General features: G+C 63.2%; 24 protein-coding genes and 1 riboswitch. Of the genes, 15 read left to right on the plus strand and 9 right to left on the minus strand.

What is annotated here, in order from left to right; translation table 11 throughout:
- The first annotated feature begins 8 nt into the window (after positions 1-8).
- The gene (locus BLW71_RS36245) at positions 9-2,033 is read left to right on the plus strand and encodes an AI-2E family transporter (RefSeq protein WP_091808291.1); all 2,025 of its coding nucleotides are present in this window, start codon (positions 9-11) and stop codon (positions 2,031-2,033) included.
- Between the two features lie 146 nt (positions 2,034-2,179).
- Here the strand turns inward: BLW71_RS36245 and BLW71_RS36250 are convergent, their stop codons facing one another.
- On the minus strand, positions 2,180-2,362 hold the full coding sequence (locus tag BLW71_RS36250; protein WP_091808293.1) for a hypothetical protein: 183 nt from the start codon (positions 2,360-2,362) through the stop codon (positions 2,180-2,182).
- Positions 2,363-2,482: 120 nt separating this feature from the next.
- Positions 2,483-4,048: an FAD-dependent oxidoreductase gene (locus BLW71_RS36255; RefSeq protein ID WP_091808295.1), complete on the minus strand. Its 1,566-nt coding sequence runs from the start codon at positions 4,046-4,048 to the stop codon at positions 2,483-2,485.
- 26 nt (positions 4,049-4,074) lie between these two features.
- On the opposite strand from BLW71_RS36255, the gene BLW71_RS41845 reads away from it, so the two are divergent.
- The 6 genes from BLW71_RS41845 (at position 4,075) to BLW71_RS36280 (ending at position 11,374) form a co-directional block, all read left to right on the plus strand.
- Positions 4,075-4,230: a hypothetical protein gene (locus BLW71_RS41845; RefSeq protein WP_177205171.1), complete on the plus strand. Its 156-nt coding sequence runs from the start codon at positions 4,075-4,077 to the stop codon at positions 4,228-4,230.
- Positions 4,231-4,358: 128 nt separating this feature from the next.
- A complete protein-coding gene (locus BLW71_RS36260) occupies positions 4,359-6,512 on the plus strand; it encodes a hybrid sensor histidine kinase/response regulator family protein (protein WP_091809301.1) in 2,154 nt (717 codons plus the stop codon).
- A 143-nt stretch (positions 6,513-6,655) separates the two neighbouring features.
- The gene (locus tag BLW71_RS36265) at positions 6,656-6,955 is read left to right on the plus strand and encodes a hypothetical protein (protein ID WP_091808297.1); all 300 of its coding nucleotides are present in this window, start codon (positions 6,656-6,658) and stop codon (positions 6,953-6,955) included.
- A gap of 333 nt (positions 6,956-7,288) precedes the next feature.
- A complete protein-coding gene (tssF, locus tag BLW71_RS36270) occupies positions 7,289-9,178 on the plus strand; it encodes a type VI secretion system baseplate subunit TssF (protein WP_091809303.1) in 1,890 nt (629 codons plus the stop codon).
- Positions 9,178-10,260: a type VI secretion system baseplate subunit TssG gene (gene tssG, locus BLW71_RS36275; RefSeq protein WP_091808299.1), complete on the plus strand. Its 1,083-nt coding sequence runs from the start codon at positions 9,178-9,180 to the stop codon at positions 10,258-10,260. The genes tssF and tssG overlap by 1 nt, the downstream gene beginning before the upstream one ends.
- A 91-nt stretch (positions 10,261-10,351) precedes the next feature.
- Entirely contained in the window at positions 10,352-11,374 is a 1,023-nt protein-coding gene (locus BLW71_RS36280) for an alpha/beta hydrolase (RefSeq protein WP_091808300.1), read from the plus strand.
- A gap of 64 nt (positions 11,375-11,438) precedes the next feature.
- Here the strand turns inward: BLW71_RS36280 and BLW71_RS36285 are convergent, their stop codons facing one another.
- The 3 genes from BLW71_RS36285 to BLW71_RS36295 all read right to left on the minus strand — a co-directional run bounded on the left by BLW71_RS36285 (position 11,439) and on the right by BLW71_RS36295 (position 13,416).
- Positions 11,439-12,458: a class I fructose-bisphosphate aldolase gene (locus BLW71_RS36285; RefSeq protein WP_091808302.1), complete on the minus strand. Its 1,020-nt coding sequence runs from the start codon at positions 12,456-12,458 to the stop codon at positions 11,439-11,441.
- Positions 12,459-12,555: 97 nt separating this feature from the next.
- On the minus strand, positions 12,556-12,975 hold the full coding sequence (locus BLW71_RS36290) for a secondary thiamine-phosphate synthase enzyme YjbQ (protein ID WP_091808304.1): 420 nt from the start codon (positions 12,973-12,975) through the stop codon (positions 12,556-12,558).
- A 120-nt stretch (positions 12,976-13,095) separates the two neighbouring features.
- Positions 13,096-13,416: a thioredoxin family protein gene (locus BLW71_RS36295; protein ID WP_091808306.1), complete on the minus strand. Its 321-nt coding sequence runs from the start codon at positions 13,414-13,416 to the stop codon at positions 13,096-13,098.
- 241 nt (positions 13,417-13,657) lie between these two features.
- Between BLW71_RS36295 and BLW71_RS36300 the strand changes: the two genes are divergently transcribed.
- The 4 genes from BLW71_RS36300 (at position 13,658) to BLW71_RS36315 (ending at position 17,555) form a co-directional block, all read left to right on the plus strand.
- Positions 13,658-13,954, plus strand: coding sequence for a DUF2628 domain-containing protein (locus BLW71_RS36300; protein WP_091808309.1), 297 nt, complete (start codon positions 13,658-13,660; stop codon positions 13,952-13,954).
- 174 nt (positions 13,955-14,128) lie between these two features.
- Complete coding sequence (locus BLW71_RS36305; RefSeq protein WP_091808312.1) at positions 14,129-15,451, plus strand: sugar efflux transporter; 1,323 nt, start codon at positions 14,129-14,131, stop codon at positions 15,449-15,451.
- 298 nt (positions 15,452-15,749) lie between these two features.
- On the plus strand, positions 15,750-16,847 hold the full coding sequence (gene gnd / locus BLW71_RS36310) for a phosphogluconate dehydrogenase (NAD(+)-dependent, decarboxylating) (protein WP_286162239.1): 1,098 nt from the start codon (positions 15,750-15,752) through the stop codon (positions 16,845-16,847).
- Positions 16,848-16,862: 15 nt separating this feature from the next.
- Positions 16,863-17,555 carry an HAD family hydrolase gene (locus tag BLW71_RS36315; RefSeq protein ID WP_091808317.1) on the plus strand — a complete coding sequence of 231 codons (693 nt, stop codon included), beginning with the start codon at positions 16,863-16,865 and terminating at the stop codon, positions 17,553-17,555.
- A 151-nt stretch (positions 17,556-17,706) separates the two neighbouring features.
- Here BLW71_RS36315 and BLW71_RS36320 read toward each other — a convergent pair whose 3' ends face one another.
- A complete protein-coding gene (locus BLW71_RS36320) occupies positions 17,707-18,243 on the minus strand; it encodes an ankyrin repeat domain-containing protein (RefSeq protein WP_177205172.1) in 537 nt (178 codons plus the stop codon).
- 140 nt (positions 18,244-18,383) lie between these two features.
- The gene (locus BLW71_RS42515; RefSeq protein ID WP_286162203.1) at positions 18,384-18,509 is read right to left on the minus strand and encodes a hypothetical protein; all 126 of its coding nucleotides are present in this window, start codon (positions 18,507-18,509) and stop codon (positions 18,384-18,386) included.
- A gap of 415 nt (positions 18,510-18,924) precedes the next feature.
- Here BLW71_RS42515 and BLW71_RS36325 point away from each other — a divergent pair, with 415 nt between their 5' ends.
- Both BLW71_RS36325 and BLW71_RS36330 read left to right on the plus strand, forming a co-directional pair.
- A complete protein-coding gene (locus tag BLW71_RS36325; RefSeq protein WP_091808322.1) occupies positions 18,925-21,318 on the plus strand; it encodes a phosphoketolase family protein in 2,394 nt (797 codons plus the stop codon).
- 13 nt (positions 21,319-21,331) lie between these two features.
- Positions 21,332-22,492, plus strand: coding sequence for an acetate/propionate family kinase (locus BLW71_RS36330; RefSeq protein WP_091809307.1), 1,161 nt, complete (start codon positions 21,332-21,334; stop codon positions 22,490-22,492).
- Positions 22,493-22,494: 2 nt separating this feature from the next.
- Here BLW71_RS36330 and BLW71_RS36335 read toward each other — a convergent pair whose 3' ends face one another.
- Positions 22,495-22,755, minus strand: coding sequence for a BON domain-containing protein (locus BLW71_RS36335; protein WP_091808324.1), 261 nt, complete (start codon positions 22,753-22,755; stop codon positions 22,495-22,497).
- Between the two features lie 181 nt (positions 22,756-22,936).
- Positions 22,937-24,148, minus strand: coding sequence for a D-amino acid dehydrogenase (locus BLW71_RS36340; RefSeq protein WP_091808326.1), 1,212 nt, complete (start codon positions 24,146-24,148; stop codon positions 22,937-22,939).
- 190 nt (positions 24,149-24,338) lie between these two features.
- A riboswitch (glycine riboswitch) is annotated at positions 24,339-24,431 on the minus strand.
- Between the two features lie 209 nt (positions 24,432-24,640).
- On the opposite strand from BLW71_RS36340, the gene BLW71_RS36345 reads away from it, so the two are divergent.
- Positions 24,641-25,273, plus strand: coding sequence for a LysE family translocator (locus tag BLW71_RS36345; protein WP_091809310.1), 633 nt, complete (start codon positions 24,641-24,643; stop codon positions 25,271-25,273).
- A 41-nt stretch (positions 25,274-25,314) separates the two neighbouring features.
- Positions 25,315-25,710, plus strand: coding sequence for a PaaI family thioesterase (locus BLW71_RS36350; protein ID WP_091809312.1), 396 nt, complete (start codon positions 25,315-25,317; stop codon positions 25,708-25,710).
- Positions 25,711-25,731: the final 21 nt, after the last annotated feature.

The following is a 25,731-nucleotide window of genomic DNA, read 5'->3' on the forward strand; positions in this document are numbered from 1 at the left end:
ATTCGCCAATGAAGGACATTCCCGACCCGCGTGGCGTGAGGCCTGCCGCCCGCATTCAGGCGCCACCCGCTGCCTTCGGCCTTGACAGCCTGATTGCGCTTGCCGTGGGCGTGACGGTGGTCGCGTGCCTGTACTTTGCGAGCGCGGTGCTGATTCCAATCACGCTCGCGATCCTGCTCAGCTTCCTCGTCGCCCCGTTGGCAGACGCGCTGACGCGATTGCGGCTCGGCCATGTGGCCTCCGTATTCGCCGCAGTGGTGATTTCGGTGTCGCTGATCGGTTTGCTCGGCGCGGTGATTGCCACCCAACTCACCGATCTTGCAGCCGGCATGCCGCGCTATCAGGCGACCGTCGAGCACAAGATGGAAACCGCGCACAATCTGACCATCGGCAAACTGAACCGTTTCGCCAGCGCGGCCGGTCAGGCCCTGCAGCGGGCGACGATCGAACCGCCGCAACCGGCGCCGCAGCGCAATGCCGCTTCGTCCGGCGCTGCCCAATCGACTGCCAATGTTCCCGCCGCGGTCCCGGTCGAGGTGCGCGAACCGGTGCCGACACCGTTCGAACTCGCGCGGCGCGTGCTGTCGCCGGCCATCAGCCCGCTCGAAACGGCGTTTATCGTGTTCGTCGTGATGGTGGTGATCCTCCTGCAACGCGATGACCTGCGCGACCGTGCGATTCGCCTGTTCGGCTCGCGCGATCTGCACCGCACCACCACGGTAATGGACGAAGCCGCGCGGCGGCTAAGCCGTTATTTCGTTTCGCAACTCGGGCTGAATGCGGGAGTTGGCGTCGTCATCGGCACGGGGCTGTTTCTGATCGGCGTACCGAGTCCGATTCTGTGGGGCATTCTAGCGGCCTTGCTGCGGCTCGTGCCCTATGTCGGCATCTGGATTTCAGCGACGCTCGCCACCGCGCTCGCCGCCGCCGTCAGTCCGGGTTGGGCGATGGCGATCTGGTCGCTGGCCCTGTTCGTCACCGTGGAATTGCTGGTGGGACAGATCGTCGAGCCGCTGCTGTACGGCCGCAGCACGGGGCTCTCGCCTTTTTCAGTCGTGGTCGCCGCGATTTTCTGGAGCTGGATCTGGGGGCCGATAGGGCTGATTCTATCGACACCGTTGACGCTTTGTCTGCTCGTGCTCGGCCGGCATGTGCGCAGGCTGGAGTTTCTCGACGTGCTGCTCGGCGACCAGCCGGCGCTGACGCCCATCGAAAACTTCTACCAGCGAGCGCTCGCGGGTGATCCCGACGAAGCGATCGAGCAGGCCGAGGCCTTGTTGCGCGAACGTTCATTGTCGGCGTACTACGACGAGGTCGCGATCAAAGGCTTGCAACTCGCGGCGAACGACGTGGTGCGCGGCAGCGTGACGGCCGCGCAGCTCGCGCGAATCGAGGCGACCACGAACGATCTCGTGGATGGCCTCGACGGCTATGAGGATCGCGAGCCGGCGACAACGCCGGTCGCGGAAGAAAACTGGAGCGCGGCGGGGCCGATCGCGCCTTCGGATTCGGACGCTGCACAAGCTGAAGCTGCAAGCAAGCGTATCGCTTCTTCCGCGCATGTAGTCGCCGGCACGCCGAACCAGCCGCCGCTAGCCGCCAGCAATCGTGTGCTGTGCATTCCCGGACGCGGCCCGCTCGACCCGTTGGCGACGACGATCCTGTTGCAGTTGCTGGCCAAGCACGGGTTCACGTCACGGGCGCTGCCGCACGAGGCCGCGTCGCGAGCATCGATCGATAGTCTCGATGCGGACGATGTCGGCATTGTCTGCATTCTCTATCTGCAGATCGACGGTATTCCGTCACATTTGCGCTATCTGGTCAGGCGCATTCGTGCGCGTCTGCCGAACGTGTCGATTGTGGTCGGACTGTGGGCGCCGCAGGATACGGAGAAATGGAGCGCGGATCTGCAAACCGCGATGGGAGCGGAGTGTTACGCCACTTCACTGCAGGAAGTTCTGGCGGCTTGCAAGCGCGTCGAGATGGACCGGTCCCATGTCGAAGAAACATTGCCTGTGGTGGTCAACGGTTAGTACGGGGAGTACGGGGCCGATTGGCCAACGCGTCATTCCCTTGCGATAACTGTCCCCCATCGTCCAGAAGGATTGCAGTTGCGTAGGGCGAGAAAAAATCGCCCGTCCGCAGTGCGTCCGGGCAATTCGTATCCGGCCAACAACGTTTAATGGCTAGCGGGTTTCTTCGCTGCCGACTTTTCTTTCGAAGTAGCCTCCTTGTCCGGGACGATCTTCGTGGTGCCGCCCGTGGAGGGCGGGTCGCTCGCGGGGAAGCTGTCTTCGACCTCGCGGTCGATCTGCTTTTCGCTCTTGTCCGAGTGCGGGTGCTTTTCCTTCTGTTCTGTCATGGCGTTTCTCCTTCAGGTCATTAAGTCATCATCGAGTCGGCGTGGCCAGCCACGCGGGCCGATCCGGGTGTTGCCTTACGTCGCGCTATCGTTCTGCGCGGGTCGTTAGTGTTTGAATGTTCATTGCGCGACGCACGATGCGTCGCTGATCATCGCCAGCGCAGCCGCGCGCGACACGCCTCGCACCATGGCATCGATCAGGCGAGCGGTCTGCGCTTCGCGTTCGCAGGCCAGCGCCGCGATCACCTTGTCGTCCTTCACGTACAGCGCGACGAATTGCTGCTGATCCAGGTCGCCGTCAATCACGATCTCGTCCCACTCGTTCGCATGGCCGAGATATTCGAAGCGTTTGCCGAAGTGATAGGTCCAGAAATACGGCACGCCGGCGTAGCGATGGCGTGCTCCGCACACGTTTTGCGCGGCAATGCGCGCATGTTGCTGTGCCACGCGCCAGTGTTCGATGCGCAACGGTTCCTCGTCCTCATGCAACGGAAACGCCGCGATATCCCCCGCCGCATAGAGGCCGGGCGCGGCTTGCATGCCGGCGTTGACGATCACGCCGCCGTCTTTCTGCAGCGGCAGTCCTTCGACAAAACCGGTGGCCGGCGCAACGCCCGTGCCCAACAAGACGAGATCGGCCGCGATAGCGTCGCCATTCTCGAGCATGACCTCGCGGACGTCGTCTTCCTCGCCTTCGAGCGAGGCGACCTTCGCCTCAAGATGGAACACCACGCCATGTCTCTCGTGAAGCTCGCGGAACATGACGCCGGCGCGCTCGCCGAACTGCTTCGCGAACGGCACTTTCTCCGGCGAGATAACGGTGACCGGCGCACCGCGTTTGCGCAGCGCGGAAGCCGTTTCGAGTCCGATGAAACTGCTGCCGAGAATCGCCACCTGAGTTTGCCCGGCATCGTCGCCGATTGCATCGACGAGTGCGGCGGCGTCGTCGAGACTGCGCAGCACGTGCACGCCGCCGAGTTCGACGCCCGGAATCGCGGGTAACTTCGGTACGCTGCCGGTGGCGAGCAAGGCGGTGTCGTAAGTCAGCTCGCCGCCGGTTTCGAAATGAATCGTGCGGCCGGGCACATCGAGCCGTGCGACGTTGCCAACGATCCGCTCCACGTCATGCCGCTCGAACCAGTCTTGCGGTAGAAGCGGCGGCACGTCGGCGGCCGGCATTTCACCGGACGGCACGAATTTGCTCAACGCCGTGCGGTCGTAGGGCGCATGCGGCTCTGCTCCGATCAGCGTCAGATGGCCTCTAAAGCCGCATTCGCGCAGGGCTGCGCAAGCCGCGGCACCTGCCGCGCCCGCGCCGATTACAACGTAGTGCGGTTTTAGGTCACTTGCGTTGCGCACGGGTTGCGGTAATTTTTCCGGCGTCACCATTACATCGTCGCCGGCGACGACCACGGGATAGCGGTCGAGCGCGACCAGAGCGGGCGGTTCAAGCACGTTGCCCGTGGCGACGTCGAACGTTGCCTTGTGCCACGGGCAGATAATCCGGCCGTGGCACAGCGCGCCTTCTTCCAGCGGTGCGCCGGCGTGCGGGCAATCGGCGGAATAGGCGTGCACGGTATCGCCGTCGCGCACCAGCAGGATCGCTTCGCCATCCACGACGAAGCGTTCGGCGCGGTCCGATCGCAATTGCGATAGCTGGGCGACGCGTCGGGCAATCGTGGGCATGGCGGGCTCCTCACGGACGATAAAACGTGACGGCGCAGGTGGCGCGCAATGCGCAACGATGCGCTTATCGCAGCGCGCCTTTCATCCTGCTGAATTCCCGTGGTGCAGCAATCCACGTGCCCAACTGTTTGCATCTGTTCAAGCGCCTGTTCCACGGCTGCCGCGCTATGGAGAACGCCTGAAGTGCGGTAAATTCCGGGGAAGGGAAATAGCGCACGACCGAGCGTACGAACGAGTGCACGACCGCGCGCGGCACATCGCGTGGCGTACTTTCCTTCAACTATCTTGTCCTTTCACGGAGAGCTTGACCGTGCAGCGTGCGGAACGTGTCGCAGTCGATGTCCCGATGCCCTCGCGCAATTTCGCGGCGACGCGGCGCATGCTTCTGATCGTGCTCGCGGTCTCGATTGTGTTTCCTCTGATCTGCCTCGCGGGCTACGGCTACTTCGACTACCAGCGCCGGATCGCTGATTCCGACGACATGATCGAGCGGCTCGCGCGCGTTGCCGAGGAACAGGCGGTGAAGGTGCTCGATCTCAATCAGCAGATGTCCTCACGCATTGTCGAGTTGCTCGGCAACGAGGACGAAACGCAGATTCGCGCACGCGAAGCCATGCTGCATGATCGTCTGCGTGAAATCGGCGGTGACTTTCCGCAGGTGTCGTCCATTTACCTGCTCGGCGCGAAAGGCGATCTGCTCGTCTCGAGCCGCGTATTTCCGGCCCCCGCCATCTCGATCGGACAGCGTGAAGACTTCCTGTCCGCCAAGGCGATGCGTCCGCAGCAGTATTTTTCGCTGCCGATGTTCGGGCCACTGTCGCAAACCAACGTGTTCACCACCGCGACGGGGCGCTCGGACGCCGATGGCCGCTTCCTCGGCGTAGTGTCGGTCGCGCTGCGCAACGAGTACTTTTCGCGCTTCTATCGTGAACTGACGAATGGCGATTCGTCGCTGGCGATGGGCCTGTATCGGCAGGACGGCAATCTACTGGTGCGCTATCCGCCCTGGCCGGCGGGCGCGAAGCCCACTCCGCAAAGCAAATTCACGCAGGCGTTGCGTGACAGACAGCTGTTCGGCCACGTCCGTCTGAATTCGACGGTGGACGGCGTCGAGCGCCTGTTGGCATTCCGCCGCGTGGGCGACTATCCGCTCTATGTGATGAGCGCTTACGCGACCTCGTCGATCGGTGCGGCATGGCGGCGGCATTTCATTCTGATCGCGGCGCTGACGGCCGTGCCCTGTGTCGCCATCTGGTTGCTGGTGCTTTACTCGCTGCGTCAACTGGAAGGCGAGCGCCGCGCGTGGGAACGCTGGCAGGGCGAAGTGGCGATGCGTCTTTCAGCCGAAGCGTCGAGCCGGCAACTGCAACGCATGGGCGCGCTCGGCAATCTCGTGGCGAATGTCGCGCACGATTTCAACAATCTGCTGATGGTGGTCTCCGCCAACACGGAGCTCGCACGGCTCAAACGCTTCAACCACGTGGAGAAAGAAGTGCTCGCGGTGGAGCGCGCCACCGCCACGGCCGAATCGCTCACACGCCGCCTTCTGAGTGTGGCGCGCAAGCAGCCGCTCAAACAGGAGCCGCTCGATCTCGCCACATGGTTGCCCGCCGCCGCGCCGCTGATCGACGCGGCGCTCGGCGACAATGTGGAACTGGCGCTGAACATGGTCGACAGCGTCTGGCAGGTGCTGGCCGATCCGACCGACCTGGAATACGCGATCATGAACCTGGCCGTCAACGCGCGCGACGCGATGCCGCGCGGTGGACGCTTCGTGATTCGTTGTCAGAACAACCGGCTGGTCGGCAGCGATACCTTGCTGCCTGACGGCGAGTACGTTCTGATTGCCTGTTCCGACGACGGCGAAGGCATGCCCGAAGCCGTCGCGCGGCGCGCGTTCGAACCGCTCTTTACCACCAAGCTGCGCGGCTCGGGCACCGGTCTCGGGCTCGCGCAGGTGCTTTCCATGTGCGAACAGGCCGGCGGCACGGCAAAGATCGAAAGCGTGCCGGGCAGCGGCACGACGGTCAGGTTATATCTGCCGCGATATCGCGAACGTCAGAAGGCGACGGCGACGCAAATCGAAACGGCGCAGGCGGCGGTGCCCGCGCCGAGCGGCGTGGTGCTTCTGGTGGAGGACAACGAGGACGTCGCGGCGGGTGTGGCGGCGGTGCTGGAAACCTTCGGCTGCGAGGTACGCCATGAACCGACCGCCGATCAGGCGCTCGACCTGCTCACGGGCGGCGCGCGCTTCGAGCTCGTGCTCTCCGATATCCAGATGCCGGGCAAGCTCAACGGCATCGACCTCGCGGAGAAAGTGCGCAGCGCGTGGCCGTCGCAGAAGATCGCCTTGATGACCGGCTACGCCGACGAACTCGAACGCGCGCGGCGGCTAGGCGTGGCGATTCTCGCCAAGCCATTCAATATCGACGAATTGCACGCGCTCGTAGTTTGCGAACCGTAAGCTCGCAGGCCGTAACGTGTGGCGTTGCGTGTTGGAAGCATTTCATGACTCGCGGCACAGCCCTTGCTGAAAAGAGGACGAGGTATGCGTGTCGGGCTGGATCAGCCGGCGCAACCCGCTTCTTTTTCGAACCGGAGAATGTCATGAACATCGGAAACAAAACCCGCAGCGTGTTGCTCATCTCGACCTTGCTCGCCGCTTCTTCGCTCGCCATGGCGCAGGGCGCGGGTGGCGGCGGTGGTGGCCCGGCTGGCAACGATCCGAATGCCGGCACCACGGCCGGCGCGACCCGTGAAGGCGGCGACATGCAGGCATCGGGTGCGATGGCGCATTCCAAGTCGACCAAAAAGCATCACACGAAGTCGTCGAAGGCGAGCAAGCCTGCAACCGACTCCACCAATATGCCGGGTGCGGATGCCAGCAGCGATACGAAGGGGCAGTGACGAAAAGGCCTGACGCGGCGATCAACGCTGAGTCAGGCTTTACGCTTCTTCCTCGGTACGTAGAGGACAATCCGCTCACAGTTCACTCGGTAATCCTCATGAAAGTTAACCTTCCATAACGATTTCAGTTATGTGGATGTGCCCCGCCGACACGCCCCCCCTGAGTAGTTGACGATTATTTCCCCGCGACGCTGATTGAACGCTTTCCAGTGCCGGGTAAAAATGCGGCAGTCGCTGATTGGACGTACATCGGGATTCGCATGCGGACAGACGTTTCGCGCGACGCACGTGCCTTGTCAGCGAGTCCGCCACAAGAATAACGCCAAATCGCCGATGGATCCTCGACTGCTGGATTACTACAATCAGGAGCTGATTGACATGCGCGAGCTTGCTCCCGCGTTCGCGCAGGCTCATCCCCGGATCGCCCAACGCCTCGGCATGAAAGCGGGCGATATGGCCGACCCGTACGTCGAACGTCTGATCGAGTCGTTCTGCTTGATGGCAGCGCGCATGCGGATCAAGCTCGACGCGGAGTTTCCGCGTTTCACCGGGCATCTGCTTGATGTGCTGTATCCCAACTACGTCGCGCCCACGCCTTCCATGGCCGTTGCGCGTTTCTTTCCGGGGCGCAAGGATGATAGCGAGGCCGAAGGCTTTCGGGTGCCACGCGGTTCGACATTCAGATCGCGTATCCCTCACGGAGAAAACACGGTTTGCCGCTTCCAGAGTAGTCAGGACGTGATGCTCTATCCGCTCGAAATCGTCGAGGCGCGCTTGACCGGCGTTCCGCCGGACATGCCCGCGCTCGAACGTTATCTGCCGGCCAATACCGAGGTGCGCGGAGCGCTGCGACTGCGATTGCGCACGCTCAACGGAATGGACATTGCCTGTCTGCGGCACCTGGACAGGCTGCCCGTTTATCTGACGGGCGACGAGCAGATTGCATCGCATCTCTTCGAATTGCTGCACACGGCGAGCGTAGCGTCGATTACGGGCGCGCCTCGCGAATTCGGCGTGGCGGGTGGGCTGCTTTCAGTGGTCTCGGGCGACGCCGTGGTGCATGAAGGCCTTGGTCCCGATCAGGGGCTGTTGCCGCTTTCCTGGTCGAAATTTCACGGCCACAACCTGTTGCAGGAGTATTTCGCGTGTCCGGCCCGCTTCTACTTTTTCACGCTGACAGGACTCGAGGCGGGTTTTCGCAGAACAAAGGGCGACGAGGTCGAGATTGTCGTGCTACTCGACCGAGCGCCCGAGCGGCTCTTGAATCTGGTCGATGCGTCACGTTTCGCGCTCTTCTGCACACCGGTGATCAATCTGTTTCCAATGCGCATGGACAATATCGCGTTGAATAGCGCGCAAACCGAGTTCAGGGTGATTCCGGCTCGCGCTGCTCCATTGGACTACGAAGTGTTCTCCATCCAATCCCTCACAGCGCAGGCAACGACGGAATCCGCCGAGTTCGAGTTCCGCCCGCTATATCAGTCACTCAATAACGACGAAGATAATTACGGGCGCTACTTTTCAACGCGCCGCGAACGCCGTTTGATTTCCGATTCGGCGCGTCGCTATGGTAGCCGCACGCAGTACATCGGCACGGAGGTGTACGTGTCGCTCGTGGATCAGCACGAGGCGCCGTATCGCGAAGAGATTCGCTACCTCTCGGTGGCCGCGCTCGCCACCAACCGGGATTTGGCGAGCCTCGTCCCACGTGACGGCGTGAATGATCTGGAACTGGATGACAGCGGGCCGGTAGAGAGCATTGGCCTAATTCGCGGGCCCACGGCGCCCAATGCGCCTTATGCCGAGCGCGAAATGGCATGGCGATTGATTCGCCAGCTCAACTTCAATTATTTGCCGCTCGACGATCTCGATCACCGCGCCGGCGCCCAGGGTTTGCGCGATCTGTTGCGGCTATTCGTGACGGATGAGGCGACGGACCAGCGCCGCCAGGTGGAGAGTCTCGTCGGCGTAAAAACGCGTGCCGTCACACGCAAGCTGACTGGCAACGGCATGCTGGCATTCGGTCGCGGCGTGGCGTGCGAACTGACGGTCGACGAAACGGGATTTTCGGGGACCAGCCCGTATCTGTTCGGGCTGATTCTCGAACTCTATCTCGCGCGCCGCGCGTCCATCAATTCGTTCACGCAGACTGAACTGCATTCGATGCAACGCGGTCGCGTCGCGCGCTGGCCGGTGCGTATGGACACGCGCGGAGTGCTCTGATGGAGCGCGTTTCTTTCGGGGCCATCACGCATCGCACGTTGCTCTCGCCGGCGCTGATCGGGCATTTGCAGGCCGAACCGTGGCGCTTCGGATTTCTCGCGCTGCTGCGTCGCATCGGCGCCGACAAGCGGATCGATCCGGTCGGAACGGCGTCACGCCCGCAGGCTGAGCCGTTTCGTCTCGGGCAGCAACCCAGCCTGTGTTTCGCGCCGCGCGAGATCGCGAGCGTAGGCGAAGCCGACGGACGGTTGAAGGTGCGCCTGTTCGGTCTCGGTATGCTCGGGCCGAACGGACCGTTGCCGATTCACGTGACCGAAATCGCGCGTGACCGCGAACAGAGCCGCAACGACGCCACGCTCGTCAATTTTCTCGATATCTTCCATCACCGCTATCTGACGCTGCTTTATCGGGCCTGGGCATCCGCGCAAGCTACCGCGGGACTCGATCGCGCTGACAATGAGTGCTTTTCGTTCTATGTGGCGGCCCTGACGGGCCAGGACATCCGCGAGATCGGTCACGGCCCGTTGCCCGCGCATGCACGGCTCGCGGCTTCGGCGCACCTCGTGCGGGAGGCGCGCAATTCCGACGGGCTGCGCATGACGCTAGAGCGCTACTTCGGCGTTCCGGTCGCGATCGAGGAATCCGTGTTCAGCTGGATCGATGTCGATGCAGAAGATCACAGCTATCTGGGCAAGCCGGGCGCCGCTTCGACCATGACGGTGGGCGCGTTGCTGGGCGAACAGGTGCCCGACTGTCAGCACACCTTTCGCATTGTCGTCGGTCCGCTCGATATCGCCGCGTACCTGCGCTTCACGCCGCGAGGCGCTGATTTGCCGAAGCTCGTCGAATGGGTCAGGACGTTTGTCGGCTTTGAGTTCGAGTGGGAGCTCGAGCTGCGTCTCGAACCGCAGAGCGCGCCGCCGGCCATTTTAGGCGGCCCGCAGCAACTCGGCTGGTCGGGCTGGCTCGGCCATGCACCATACGACGACCGCCTCGCCTGCGTACGCTTCAAACCGGAGCGCTATGCGGCGCAATTCTTTAGCCGTTTCGCGCCGCCATGCGCCAATCTGCGACAGGAATAGCGCTTGCTCGAAACTCACGGCATGCACGGGGGTCGAGCGCGGTGTTCACAGCTTCGATGGATCCGTGAAATCTTCCATCAGGAGCATCGCCATGACACTCGGTGACACCATTAAAGGCATGGTCGGCATGGATCCCACGGGTCATGCCGATCCCGACATGAAAGCCGTGCTCGACGCGCTCAGGAGTTTGAACCCCAAGCCAATCGAGGATTGCACCGTAGCCGAAGCGCGCCAGCAACCCACGCCCGCCGACGCCGTGACAAAGCTGCTGAGCGACCCTGCGTTCAGCGCGCGCCCCGCGCTGGAACTGGAGGCCGTGCGCACCGAGGACATCATGATTCCCGGCGCGGCGGGCAGCAATCCCGCGCGCGTGTACACCCCGCAAGGCGAGGGGCCATTCCCGCTGATTCTGTATTTTCATGGCGGCGGCTGGGTGATCGCCGATCTCGATACCTACGACGCTACGCCGCGTTCCATGGCCGCGCAAAGCCGGGCGATCGTGGTTTCCGCGCACTACCGTCAGGCGCCCGAGCACAGGCTGCCGGCCGCCCACGAAGACGCGTTTGCCGCGTGGCGCTGGCTCGTGGGCAATGCGGCGAGCCTCGGCGGGGACCCCGGCAAGATTGCGGTAATGGGTGAGAGCGCCGGCGCCAATCTCGCGATCAACGTTTCGATTCGCGCACGCGACACGGGCACGCGCATGCCGATGCACCAGTCGCTGATCTATCCGGTGGCGAGCAACAATATCGTGTCGATCTCTTATGAAGAGAATCGCAACGCCCGGCCCTTGAACAAGCCAATGATGCTCTGGTTCCTGCATAACGTGATCAATAGCGAGAGCGATCTCACCAGTCCGTTGATCGACGTGGTGAGCGCCGATCTGTCACGCTTGCCGCCGGCTGTCGTTGTCACGGCGGGCATCGATCCGCTGCGCTCGGACGGTGAGAAACTCGTGCAGAAGCTGCACGGCGCGGGCGTGCCCGTCGAGCATCGCAATTACCGTGGCGCGACTCACGAGTTTTTCGGCATGGCGGCCGTGGTGCAGGCGGCGCGCGACGCGCAGGCCTTCGTGTCGCTCGCGCAGCGCCAGGCATTCGGCGGGGCGCCGCTTTGACGCGTTGGCGCGGTCCGCTGTTCTCGACCGATCTCGGCACGCAACGGACCGTGCGGCGTTCAGGCTAGCTCTTTTCCTGCGCGGCCTCGTACTTGCCCAGCGCGGCAGCGCTGTTCAGGCGCGCGCGTTTGAGCAGCGCCTGCTGTGCCTGCTCGACGTGGCTCGCCTCGCCCCGCCAGGCTTGCAGCGGCGGTTCCTGCAACGCGCGGCCATAGGAAAAGCTCAAATTCCACGGCAGCGCGCCGAGACGATTCATGGCGTCGAGATTCGCGGTCGCTTCTTCCGGCGACTGGCCGCCGGACAGGAATACGATACCCGGCACCGCCGACGGCACGGTGCGCTTGAGCACCCGCACGGTATGAGCGGCAATATCGGCGCTCGACGACTGTTGCGCGTGTTCCGAGCCGGCGATCACCATGCTCGGCTTGAGCAGAATATGTTCGAGGACCACGCGATGCCGGTGCAACGCATGGAATACCTCGTGCAGCACGGCTTCCGTGACCTCGGCGCTGCGCTCGATGGTGTGCTCGCCGTCCATCAGCACTTCGGGCTCGACGATCGGCACGATGCCCGCTTCCTGCGAGATCGCCGCGTAGCGTGCCAGCGAATCCGCATTCGCCTCGATGGCCAGCCGGCTCGGCAGGCTCGCCGTGATGTTGTAGACCGCGCGCCACTTGGCGAAACGCGCGCCTTGCCGTTTGTAGTCGGCGAAACGGCGGGCGAGTCCGTCGAGCCCTTCGGTGATTTCGTCGCCCGGGGCGAGCGCGAGCGGAATCTTGCCGAGATCCACCTTGATGCCGGGCACGATGCCGTTTTTCGCGGCGAGTTGCGGGAACGGCGTGCCGTCGTCCGCTTTCTGGCCCAGCGTTTCTTCGTAGAGAATCACGCCGCTCACGAATTCGCCGAGTCCGGGCGTGGTGAGCAGCAGGTTGCGATAGGCGCGGCGATTTTCCTCGCTCGATTCGAGGCCGATCGTCTTGAAGCGTTTGGCGATGGTCGGGCCGCTTTCGTCGGCGGCGAGAAGGCCTTTGCCGGGTTGAACCATCGCCTTGATGGTGGCTTGCAATTCGCTACGGGTGTCCATGAGGTGTGCTCCCTTTAATCCGGTTTGCGGATGAAATGTTGCAACGAATCTCTGTCAACAATGCACCTTGAAACATACACGGCCGCGACACGCGCCGTCATTCACCGAGCAGATGCAGCACGATGTCCCGATGCTGCGTATGACGGCGATGTTCGAACAGATACAAGCCTTGCCAGGTGCCGAGCACCATCTGCCCATGTTCGACCGGCACCGACAATTGCACTTGCGTGAGCGCCGTACGCAAATGCGCCGGCATGTCGTCGGGGCCTTCGGCGTCGTGTTCGTAACGCTCGGCGTCTTCGGGCGCGAGGCTCGCGAAGTAGCGCTCCAGATCGCGCTGCACCGAAGGGTCGGCATTTTCCTGAATTAGTAACGAAGCGGACGTATGACGGCAAAAGAGCGTCAGCAGGCCGGTCTCGATGGCTTGCCCGGCGACGAAGCGGCGAGCTTCGTCGGTGAACTCGACGAGCCCGCGGCTACGGGCTTTGACGCTCAGGTGATGGATGGCTTGGCGCATGATAGCTGTGGGTCGGGTCTTGCGTATTCGTTCCTGCGTGGCGTGGGGTAATGCGGCGGCGCATCAGTGGCGGCGCGTGCTGAACGAGCGGTTCGACGTAACTCGACGTTAGAAAGACGTTTAGAGCGACGTGAACGCGTCGGCGATCTGCGTCGCGTTCGCCGGTCGCACCACGCGCGAGACTTCGGCGCCATCGCGCATGAGGATCAGCGTGGGCCACAGCTTGACCTTGAACGAGCGGCCCAGCGGCCGGCCCGGGCCGTCTTCGATCTTCAGGTGCCGGACGTCCGCATGCGGTTCGAGCGCTTGGGCAATCGATGCTTGCGCACCCTGGCAATAGCCGCACCAGTCCGTGCCGAATTCGACGATGGTGGTGCCTGGCAGGGCATCGAGCTCGGCCCGCGAGGGGGCTTTGGAAGAATAGGCGGTCTGCGTGGCCATGCGTGCTCCGAAGCGGTTTAACCTGTGCTGGCGGGGTTGCGCTGTGATGGCGCGCCCTGCGTGTGAATCTGGTAAGAGTAGCAGCTATGCCCGCGATCGTCAGGCAACGCCGCGCCGACCAACGTGCGGCGAAGCACGCGGCAGCGTGAATTTCACGCGGACTCGCACAGTTGCCGGCATGACGTGGTAAACATCGTCGAGGCCGCGAGGCGGCGGCGAATCATCGTGGTCAGGAAAGGATATGGGCGAAAGGATTTATCTGCGGTACCCGGGCAAGGACGAAACCGTCGCGGTCGCCACGGGCTTCAGTTGGGGCGCGTGTCTGCTCGGTTTCATCTGGGCGTTGTCGAAGAAAATGTGGTTTGCCGCGTTCGTCATGCTGGCAGTCAATCTTCTGCTGTTCTGCTCGGGCTTGTGGGGCGAAACCGCCGACCTGATCGGATTGGCGCTGTCGGTGGTGTTCGGCATGGCCTGCGGCTTCTATGGCAATCAGTGGCACCGCTGGACGCTGGAAAAGCGCGGCTACGTCGTGCTGTAACCGGTGCCGCATCGTGCGGCCTGCGACCGGCGAATGTGCTTCGCAATTTTGGGACGCGGTGACGCGGGTTTACGCGCCCGCAAGCTAAGCCGATAATGCCCCGGTCGTTCCGGCCACGAAGTTTGCGGCGCGCATAGCGCGTGGCAGGCTCGCTTTCCCTGATCCTCCGCCCCCGTGTTGAAAACCTCACGTTTTTTCGACCTGCTACGCATCCCCGGCTTCAAGCCGCTCGCCGCCGCGACTCTGATGCTCGGTGTGGCGATGTCGTTCACCGCTCCCTATCTTTCCCTGTTCGGCGTCGAGCGCGCGGGCATGACGCCGTTCAGGCTCGGCGTCTTCATGACGCTGATCGCGGCGAGCGGGGTGCTCGCCAGCACCTTCGCGGGCCGCTGGAGCGACGCGAGCGGACGGCACCGACCCTTGCTGCTGGCGGCGCTGGTGGCGGCGGCGCTCGGTTATCTGTGTTTATGCGTCGTGCGTGACTACCGGTTGCTGCTGGTGGTCGGGATCGTCTTTATCGGCGCGGGCGGCTCGGCTATTTCCATGGTCTTTTCGTTCAGCCGCGCGGCCTTGCCGGTGGCCGATCCGGCGGAGCGCGTGTTCGCCAGCGCGACCTTGCGGACCATTCTCTCGGCGGCGTGGGTGTTCGGGCCGTCGGTGGGCGCGCTGGTGCTCGCCGCCAGCAGCTTCTACGGGCTGTTTCTGTTCGCCGCCGCCAGTTTCGGTGCCTGCGCGGCCATTGTCTGGCGCATGCGGGAGCCGCAGGGTCATCTGGGCGATCACACGGTGGAAGACACGGCGTCCGAACCTTCCGCTTCGATTACCGTGCCGCCGCTCACCGCACCCGGCGAGGACGCGCACGAGGACCTGCCCGGCGTCGCCTCGGCCAACGACATCCGCCGCGCGGTTGCCGCGCTCACGTTGCTCGGCCTTGCCGCGAACGCCACCATGATCGTGCTGCCGCTCTATATCGTGCACGGTCTGAACGGCACGCATCTGGACGTGTCGATCATGCTCGGACTCGGCGCCCTGATGGAGATTCCGATGATGCTCGCGCTCGGCGCGAAGTCGTCGGCGTTGCACAAGCCGAACTGGCTCGGCGCGTGTGCTGCGGTGCACGCGGTGTATTTCGCCGGCATGGCACTGGCGGGCAATGTCCATGTGCTGATTCCCATGCAGATGCTCAACGCGTTCGTCGTCGCGGTGACCTCGTGTCTGGGCATGACGTATGTGCAGGATCTGATGCCGCACGCGCCCGGCCGCGCCACCGCGCTCTTCTTCAACGCGGCGCGGGTCGGCTCGATTCTCTCGGGCGTGTTGTCCGGTTTGCTGGTGCAGGCGTTCGGCTATCGCGGCACGTTTATGTTCTGCGGCTTGCTGGCGTTATGCGCGCTCGTGCTCTTCGCCGTGCCGGGCGATCGCTATCCGGTGATGTGGCAGGCCGTGAAGCGTTTTGTGCGTTCGCAATACGGCAAACTTCAGGCAAGGCGGCAATAGACGCTCGAGCCCGTTCGAGTCCCCGCCTGCGAGGCCGAAGTGTAAGAGGTCCGTTAGCCGAATCGAAGCCTGCACGAGCGGGATGCGGCGCAGCCACTCATGTCAGGAACTTTACGCCGCGCAAAGCCTCTGCAAAGAAGCGTATCGTCTTTCGATACATACGGTGGCGCAGCTTCGCAGCACGAGACAAACGCGCGGCCGCCGCGCGTTTGGCGCACGCAGGAAAACACAACTAAAGTAAGCGTAGTCGCGCGCGATCGTTCGCGCCGCCACTGGAACACGCAGCGAAATCACAAACATTGCCGCAGTACAACGAAGCAAATCGAGCAGCGCAACGAGGCACTTTCCGGAGCGAGATATGCAGCTAGGCATGATTGGTTTGGGACGCATGGGCGCCGACATGGTGCGGCGTCTGACGAAGGGCGGTCAGCAATGCATCGCTTACGACGTGCAGCCGGCGGCGGTGGAGAAGCTGAAACAGGACGGCGTGGCGGGCGCGGCGTCGCTGGAAGATCTGATCGCGCAACTCGAGAAGCCCCGCGCCGTATGGCTGATGGTGCCGGCCGCGGTGGTCGATATGACGCTGGAGAAACTCGTGCCTTTGCTGGAGCCCGGCGACATCGTGATCGACGGCGGTAATTCCTACTATCACGACGACATTCGCCGTAGCGCTGAGTTGGCCAAACGCCAGCTTCACTATGTGGACGTCGGCACGAGTGGCGGCGTGGCGGGCCGCGAGCGCGGCTACTGTCTGATGATCGGCGGCGAACCGGAGGTCGTGAAGCGGCTCGAACCGATTTTCTCGACCCTCGCGCCGGGCGCGGGCGCCGCGCCGGCCACGCCCGGCCGAGTCAGCGGCGCGAGCACCGCGGAGCAGGGCTTTCTGCACTGCGGGCCGCACGGCGCGGGGCACTTTGTCAAGATGGTTCACAACGGCATCGAGTACGGCTTGATGGCCGCCTACGCCGAGGGGCTGAACATTCTGCGCCACGCGGACGCCGGCAAGCACGCGCGCGAGGCCGACGCCGAGACCTCGCCGCTGCGCCGTCCCGAGTTGTACCAGTACGATCTGAATCTCGCCGACGTCACCGAGGTCTGGCGGCGCGGCAGCGTGATCGGTTCATGGCTGCTCGATCTGATCGCCGGCTCGCTGGTCAGCGACGCCGATCTGCAGAACTACGCAGGGCGCGTATCCGATTCGGGCGAGGGGCGCTGGACGGTGGCTGCCGCCATCGACGAAGGCGTGCCCACGCCGGTGCTGAGCGCCGCGCTGTTCGCGCGCTTCAGTTCGCGCGGCGAAGCGGATTTTGCAAACCGGGTGCTCTCGGCAATGCGGCATGATTTCGGCGGCCACGTCGAGAAAGCGGCCACGCCGTCCGATGGGCCGAAAGGCTGATTCCAGGGAGCCGCGATGCAAGCCACTACTGCTACGCCGCACGACGTCGTGTTTCTGTTCGATTGCGATAACACTCTGCTGGACAACGATCTTGTGCTGGCCGATCTGCGCGCGCACATGATGCGGGAGTTCGGCGCGCAGAACGCCGCGCGATACTGGGAAATCTTCGAGACGCTGCGCACGGAACTCGGTTACGCCGACTACCTGGGCGCGCTGCAGCGCTATCGCCTTGAGCGGCCGCGCGACACGCGGCTCCTGCTCATGTCCTCGTTCCTGATCGACTATCCGTTTGCGAGCCGTCTGTATCCGGGCGCGCTGAATGTGCTGCGGCACCTGAGCGCACACGGTCCCACGGTTATCCTCTCCGACGGTGATGTAGTGTTCCAGCCGCGCAAGATCGAACGCTCCGGGCTATGGGATGAGGTCGAAGGGCGGGTGCTGATCTACATCCACAAAGAGTTGATGCTCGATCAGGTGATGGAGTGTTATCCCGCCCGCCACTATGTGATGGTCGACGACAAGCTGCGGATTCTGGCAGCCATGAAAAGGGCGTGGGGCGCGAAACTGACGACGGTGTTTCCCCGCCAGGGGCACTATGCGTTCGACCCGAAAGAGATCGCCAGCAATCCGCCGGCGGATGTGACCGTCGAGCGAATCGGAGAGCTGGTGGATATCGACGTGGAGTGGCTGTTGGCGGAGAAAGGCTAGGTCTTTCGCGGCGCTTGCGAGTCTGCGTGGATCATTCCCGCTCACAGAGATGTAACAAGCGCCGCAAGCCAACGCCGCTCCAGCGCAAGAACCGAGTTTCTTCAAGCCTCACCGCGGTTCAAGAGCCAAGTTCCTTCAAACGCGCTGCGTCTCAGGAACCAAGCTCCTTCAAACGCGCTTGCGCATCGCCGGCGCCCATACGGCCGGCTGCGTCCATGGCCGTTACGCCATTCGCATCGCGCGCTTTCGGATCAGCGCCGTGCGCAATCAGCAATTCCATGATCGCCGTGCGATTGAACATCGCGGCGATCATCAACGCGGTGCGTCCGTCCGGCGACGCGCCTTCCACATCCGCACCATGCGCGAGCAAGGTTTCGATCACCGTGTCGAAGCCCTTGAAAGCCGCGCCTGCTATCGGCGTCTGCCCGTTGTCGTTGCGCAGGTTCGGATCGGCGCCGCGTTCGAGCAGCGTGCGCACGGCTTCGACGTGACCGTGGTAACTGGCCAGCATGACGAGGCTGTCGCCCTTGTCGTTACGCAAATTCGGCGGTACGCCTTTTTCGATCACCGCCGCGAGCATCGCGGCATCGCCGCGCCGCGCGAGGTCGAAGACCTGCTGCGCCAGTTCGAGCAATTCCGGGTCGATCGGCTGGCCGGCGGGCGGGGAAGTATCAGCGTGGTCCGTCAATGGCATCTCCTTGCAGTAAGCCGGGCGCCGCAAGTCTCGCGAACGCATGAATACGCACGAGTATGCATGAGATGGCGCCGGCAAGATTCTCTCAGGATACACATCTTGGGCCGGCCACGCCCGCGTCAGCGCCGCAGCGCTCAGCCGTGCCCGAACAGCTTGACCAGCAAGCCGAACACACCGATCAGAACAGCGACACCCGCGAACAGCAGCACGAATGTGATAACGAGGATCAACGGTGCTTTCCAGCGGCTGGGTGTCGGCATGATCGAGTGGTCAGGTAAGGAGGGTCGGCAAAGCGGGATGCGCAGATGCGCTCCGCCGCCGTGCGTACAAGATCACGAGGATAAACGCATTCCCTTAATATGCGCTTACGTCTGGCGTAAGCGGCGTGATGCTGAGTGCCTGCGATATTGCGGACATGTAGTTGGCTCAAACCGGAGGCGATTGCATCGAACCATGCCGCGCGCTTCCTGTCACACTGCGTGACGTGAACGGGCTCGCCGCCTGAAAAGCGGCATGGATTCCCGCTGCAATGAGGTTTGGCCTCTACGCTTTCGTTATGTCATCTGCGTGACAGGATGGCCGGGTGCGCTGATTTCTGCGCGCCCGCCGCATCACGACCATCACCGCCGCCGCACCCGCTAACCCGCCTGACCGTCCTTTTCAAGGAGTGACGCCGTGGCTGAAGCAACTTCCCGTCCTACACCGCCGCAAGTTCTAGACGCCGATACGTTGCGCAACATGGATCGCTACTGGCGCGCCTGCAACTACCTCTCGGCCGGCATGATCTATCTGCGCGACAATCCGCTGCTGCGCGAACCGCTGAAGCCCGAACACATCAAGAACCGTTTGCTGGGCCATTGGGGTTCGGACCCGGGGCAGAGTTTCCTGTTGGTGCATCTTAACCGGCTGATCAGGAAGCTCGATCTGAATGTCATCTACGTGGCGGGTCCCGGTCACGGTGCGCCGGCCACGCTCGCGCATTGCTATCTGGAAGGGCATTACTCGGAAATCTATCCGGACCGCAGCGAAGACGAAGCCGGCATGCAGCGCTTTTTCCGGCAGTTCTCGTTTCCTGGCGGCATCGGCTCGCATTGCACGCCCGAGACGCCCGGCTCGATCCACGAAGGCGGCGAACTCGGCTATAGCCTCTCGCACGGCTATGGCGCCGCGTTCGACAACCCCGATCTGATCGTCACCGTCATGATCGGCGACGGCGAAGCCGAAACCGGACCGCTCGCCACCTCGTGGCACTCGAACAAATTCCTCAATCCGATCCGTGACGGCGCGGTGTTGCCGGTGCTGCATCTGAACGGCTACAAGATCGCCAATCCGACCATTCTCGCGCGCATTCCCCGCGAAGAACTGGAAGCCTTGCTGACCGGCTACGGCCACAAGCCGTATTTCGTCGAAGGCGACGATCCCGCCGTCATGCATCAACAGATGGCGGCGACGCTCGAACAGTGCATCGGAGAAATCCGCGCGATCCAGCAGCATGCGCGCGAGAGCAACGACGCGTCGCGGCCACGCTGGCCGATGATCGTGCTGCGTTCGCCCAAAGGCTGGACCGGCCCGAAGGAAGTCGACGGCCACAAGGTGGAAGGCTCATGGCGCGCGCATCAGGTGCCCGTGCTCGATCCGGTGACCAATGGCAAGAGTCTGAAGCTGGTGGAAAGCTGGTTGCGCAGTTACGAGCCCGAGTCGCTGTTCGACGAAGCAGGGCGCCTCGTGCCGGAGTTGCGCGAGCTCGCCCCGAAGGGCGCGCGCCGCATCAGCGCGAATCCGCATGCGAACGGCGGCCTGTTATGCAAGACGCTCGACATGCCGGCGTTTCGCGATTTCGCGGCCGCGGTGAAGAAACCGGGTGGCTCGTATCTATCGCCGACCGAGGTGCTCGGCAAGTTCCTGTGCGAAGTGATGCGCCGGAACATGACAAACTTTCGTGTGTTCGGCCCCGACGAAACCGCGAGCAACAAGCTGACCGCGATCTATGAAGCGTCCGCGAAAACCTGGCTCGCGCAGACCGTCCCGAGCGACGCGGACGGCGGCGAACTCTCGGTGGACGGCCGCGTGATGGAAATGCTCAGCGAACACACGCTCGAAGGCTGGTTCGAAGGCTATGTGCTGACCGGCCGGCACGGCCTGTTCGCCACCTACGAAGCGTTCGTGCACGTGATCGATTCCATGTTCAACCAGCACGCCAAGTGGCTGGAGAAGGCGAAACGCGATCTCGGCTGGCGCCAGCCGGTGCCGTCGATCAACCTGCTGATCACCTCGCTCGTGTGGCGGCAGGATCACAACGGCTTTACGCACCAGGACCCCGGTTTTCTCGATGTCGTTACGAACAAGAGCCCGGACGTGGTGCGTATCTATCTGCCGCCTGACGCGAACTGCCTGTTAAGCGTCGCCGATCATTGCTTGCGTTCGCGCGATTACGTCAACGTGATCGTCGCCGACAAGCAGCCGCATTTGCAGTATCTCGACATGGACGCGGCGGTCACGCATTGCACCAAGGGTATCGGCATCTGGGACTGGGCGTCGACGGATCAGGGCGTCGAGCCCGACGTGGTGATGGCCTGCGCGGGCGACATCGCGACCATGGAGGCGCTCGCCGCCGTGCAGATTCTGAAGGAGCAGTTCACCGACCTGAAGATCCGCTTTGTCAACGTGGTCGATCTGTTCCGGTTGATGCCGGAGCACGCGCATCCGCACGGTTTGTCCGACCGCGATTTCGATTCGTTGTTTACCGCCACCAAACCGGTGATTTTCAATTTCCACTCGTATGCGTCGCTGGTTCACAAGCTGACTTATAACCGCACGAACCACCACAACCTGCATGTGCATGGCTATCACGAGAAGGGCAACATCAACACGCCGCTCGAACTGGCGATCATCAACCAGGTCGACCGCTTTTCGCTCGCGATCGACGTGATCGATCGCGTGCCGAAACTGCGCGGTGTCGGCGACCATGCGAAGGAATGGTTGCGTGGCCAGATCATCGAACATCTGGCGTATGCGCATGCCGAGGGCATCGACCGGGAAGAGATCCGCAACTGGACGTGGAAAGGCTGAGCGAGGCATGACCATGCGCACTCCAGACGGTGTTGACGATCAAACGATTCTGGTGTTGAACAGCGGTTCGTCCTCGCTGAAGTTCGGCTTGTTCCGGTACGCCGGTGGCGACGAATCGCTCCTGCTGGAAGGCAGCGCGGAAGGCATTGGACGCAGCGACGGCAGTTTGCGGATCAAGGCGCCCGACGGCCGTGTACTGCTGCAGCAGGAGCACGAACTGGAATCGCAGACCGACGCGCTGCAAAAGCTCGCGCAGGTGCTTGCGCAACAGCATCATGCGCGGCCTTCGGCGGTCGGGCATCGGGTGGTGCATGGCGGACCGCATTTGCGCATGCATCAGCGGATTAGCGCCGACGTGCGGCGTCAATTGCAGGACGCCGTGCACTTTGCGCCGCTGCACATTCCCCCGGCACTTGCGTTGATCGACGAGGCCGAGAAAATTTTCGACGATGCACCGCATTTCGCCTGTTTCGATACGGCGTTTCACGCCACACTGCCGCCGCGCGCGGCACAACTCGCGTTGCCGCACCGTTATGTGGAGGCCGGCGTGATGCGCTACGGTTTTCATGGGCTGTCTTATGAGTCACTGGTGACGCGGCTCGGCGCCGACTTGCCGGCGCGCGCGGTGTTCGCGCATCTCGGCAACGGTTCGAGCGTGTGCGCGTTGCGCGACGGCCAGTCGATCGATACGTCGATGGGACTGACACCGACCGGCGGCGTGCCGATGGGCACACGCAGCGGCGATCTCGACCCGGGTGTGCTGCTGTATCTGATGCGCGTGGAGAAGCTCGATGCCGGCGCATTGGAGACGCTGCTCAATCGCGAAAGCGGTCTTGCCGGCTACGCGGATGGCGAGAGCGATATGCAGGCGTTGGAAAAACGCGCTGCGGCGGGCGATGCGAATGCGTCGCTCGCGATCGATGCCTTTGCCACTGCGGTGCGCAAGACGATCGGCGGCTATGCGGCGTTGCTGGGCGGAATCGATTTGCTGGTGTTTACCGGCGGCATTGGCGAGCACAGCGAGGCGATTCGCACGCGCGTCTGCGACGGACTGGCTTTCATGGGACTAACCGAAGGCGATCCGGCGGGCAAGGTGCAGGCGATTCACACCGAGGAGGAAAAGCAGATCGCGCGGCATTGCCGCGCGCTGTTACGTCAGGCAATCAAGGGCTGACTTCATTCGGGCTTGATGACGGTGTGATCCAGAACGCCCGTTACGCCGAACAGGCGCGTCACGTCTTCGAGTGCAGCGGTGCGTTGCTGGTCGCGCTGCAACTCGCCATGCAGCGTGATACGGCCGCGCGAGACTTGGACCTTCACGGCATGGTCGGGAACCGCGGCGTCCCAGGCGAGACGCCGCGTCGCTTCCATGGCGATCTGTGCGTCGCTCAGGCGTGTGTTGTGTGCCTTGGTTTTTGCGGTGCGGGCGTGCGGCATGGGTTCTCCACCGAAGTAACACGGATGGAAGAACACTAGCAGAAATGGAGCATCTGCCATTGGCTGACGGCTGCGGTCTCGCGCCACAGCCGCCGCCCAAACTCCAGCAGCACGGGGAGTTCAAATCTGGCGACGGCTGTGATGGCGAGCCACCGCCGTTAGCGAAACCGCCGCATCACGCCTACTGAATCGCGCCCGCGAGTGCCTGCGCGGTTGCGGCCGACAAGGTCCAGCCCAAATGTCCGTGCCCGGTGTTGTAGAACACGCCACGCCGTTTTCCACGGCCCACCTTGGGCAGCATGCTCGGCAGCATCGGCCGCAAGCCCGCCCACGGAATCACGCGCGAGGTCGATACCTCAGGGAAATACCGCCGCGTCCAGTCCACTAGCGGTGCAATCCGGTCCGAACGGATATCCCGGTTGAAGCCGTTGATCTCCGCCGTGCCGGCCACGCGAAAGCGATCCACGCCCAGGCGGCTCGTCACGATCTTCGCGCTGTCGTCGAGCAGGCTCACCCAGGGGGCGCGCTGCTGGCTGATTTCGTCATCGAGACAAACAGTGATCGAATAGCCCTTCACCGGATAGATATTCACGTGGTCGCCGAGCATGGCTGCAAAATCGCGGCTCTTCACCCCGGCGCAGACGACGATCCGTTCGAACGCAAAGCGCTGCGATTCGCCTTCGAGATTGACCGCCAGTGTAAAACGGCCCTCGGCAGGCTGCTCGATCGAGGTGATCTCGGCATCGTAATGAAATTCGACGCCGTGCCGCACGCACGCCTGAGCAAGGCCGCGCGTGAACTTGTGAATATCGCCGGTCGAATCGGACGGCGTGAAGAATCCACCGTAAAAATCGCCGTGCAACGTGGGTTCGATGCCATGCAGCTCGCTCGCCGTCACCGGGCTGCGCTCGAGGCCGCCTTCGCGCAGCAATGCGTTGACCTTGCTGGCGGCGTCGAATTCCTTGCGCGTCTTGTAGATATGCAGAATGCCGCGCCGTTCGAGATCGAAGTCGATGCCTTCGGTTTCGGCAATCGAAAACAGATGCTCGCGCGCGGCGATCGCGAGCCGCACGGTTTCGACGGTGTTCGCCCGATAGTGCGGAATCTGCCGCAGGAATTCGCCCATCCACGAGTACTTGTGCCAGGTGGGTGTGGGATTGAGCAACAGCGGGGCGTCGCGCGTGAGCATCCAGCGCAGGCCTTTCATGACGGTGGCCGCGCTGTTCCAGACTTCGGCATTGCTGGCGGACAACTGCCCGCCGTTGGCGAACGAGGTCTCCATCGCCGCATAGCGGTGGCGTTCGAAAACGGTGACGTGGTGGCCGCGCTGGGCGAGGGCGTGAGCGGTCGTGACGCCGGTAATGCCGGCGCCGATAATGGCGATTCGTGACATGTCATGGTCCAGAGTAGTTGAGCATCACCGGTGTCGATTTCATGTCGAAACCGGCGTCGATGCCCCATCTGTCCATGTACCTGAGAGTTTCTTCCCCGCGGCGGCCGGCCCGTCATGAGTGATGAGCCGTGCGCGGAGAATCCCCTTCGGTGGGCGCACGCGGTATGCCGGTGCGCCGCTCTCCAGATGTTCCTGCTGCGCGGTCCTTTTGCCTGAGAGTTTCCGGGGCGGTTGCTCCGTCGGCGTCGTCCGAATTTCTGACGATCTCTCCCGCGCTGCATTGCAGAACGGCTCGACGATACCGTTCAAAATAATTCGCCGCAAGTGTTTCGTGCGAGTCACCGCACAAGAAGTGGCCAGAAGCGCCGCAATTGAACATGAATGCGGCTCATACGCCAATGCGAATTTCTCAAGCCGGCCGCGACGCTGAAATCGGCGGCATCGGCTATATTTGGCGGCACTGTCCGACTTTCATTCGCCAAGGAGAATGCCGTGCCCGCCCTCACAACGCTGCTCGCCTTCGGTCTGGTCTCGCTCGGCATGGTGCTCACGCCTGGGCCGAACATGATCTACCTGATCTCGCGATCGCTCTGTCAGGGGCGTCGCGCGGGCCTCGTTTCTCTTGGCGGCGTGGCGCTCGGCTACGTGTTCTATATGTTCTGCGCGGCGTTCGGCATTACCGCGCTGCTGCTGACGGTGCCCTACGCGTACGACGCATTGCGTTTCGGCGGCGCGCTCTATCTGTTGTATCTGGCCTGGCAAGCGGTCAAACCGGGCGGCCGTTCGCCGTTCCAGGTGCGCGACCTGCCGCACGACAGCCGCAGCAAGCTCTTCACCATGGGACTCGTCACCAACCTCGCGAATCCGAAGATCGCGGTGATGTACCTGTCGCTGCTGCCGCAGTTCATTTCGCCGGGGCACGGCAGCGTGCTCGCGCAGTCGATCGCGCTCGGCTGCGTGCAGATCGTCATCAGCGTAACGGTCAATGCGCTGATCGCGAGCATGGCGGGCTCGATTGCCGTGTTTCTCGCCGGGCGGCCGGTGTGGCTGCTGCTGCAGCGCTGGTTGATGGGCACCGTGCTCGCCGGACTTGCGGTCCGCATTGCGCTCGATTCGCGCCGTTGAGCGCGCCTTGCATTTTTCATCTCGAACACAAAGGCATGCTCATGTCCGACTTTCCCATCGACAACCCGTTTCTCGAATCGCTCGGCGTTCGCCTGACGCAATGGCGCGACGGTTACGCGGAACTGGTCATGCCGATCGATGCCAGCAAGCTCAATCGCCAGGGCGTGCTGCAAGGCGGCGCGATCGCGACGCTGCTCGATGCGTCGGCGGGTTATGCGGGAATCTTCGCGCCGAGCGGCGACCCGGCGCGGCATGCGTTCACGCTGTCGCTGACCACCAACTATCTCGACAAGGGACTCGGTGAACTGGTCACCGCCAAGGGTTTTCTGGAGCGTGCGGGCCGCTCGATTTTTTTCTCGCGCAGCGAGGCGTGGGTGGACGGCAAGCTGCTGATCGCCAGCGCGCAGGGCACGTTCAAATATTCGAAGACCGCGTGAGGCGCACAGGCCGGGCCCGCG

This window comes from Burkholderia sp. WP9, from assembly GCF_900104795.1.
In the GTDB taxonomy this organism is placed as follows: domain Bacteria; phylum Pseudomonadota; class Gammaproteobacteria; order Burkholderiales; family Burkholderiaceae; genus Paraburkholderia.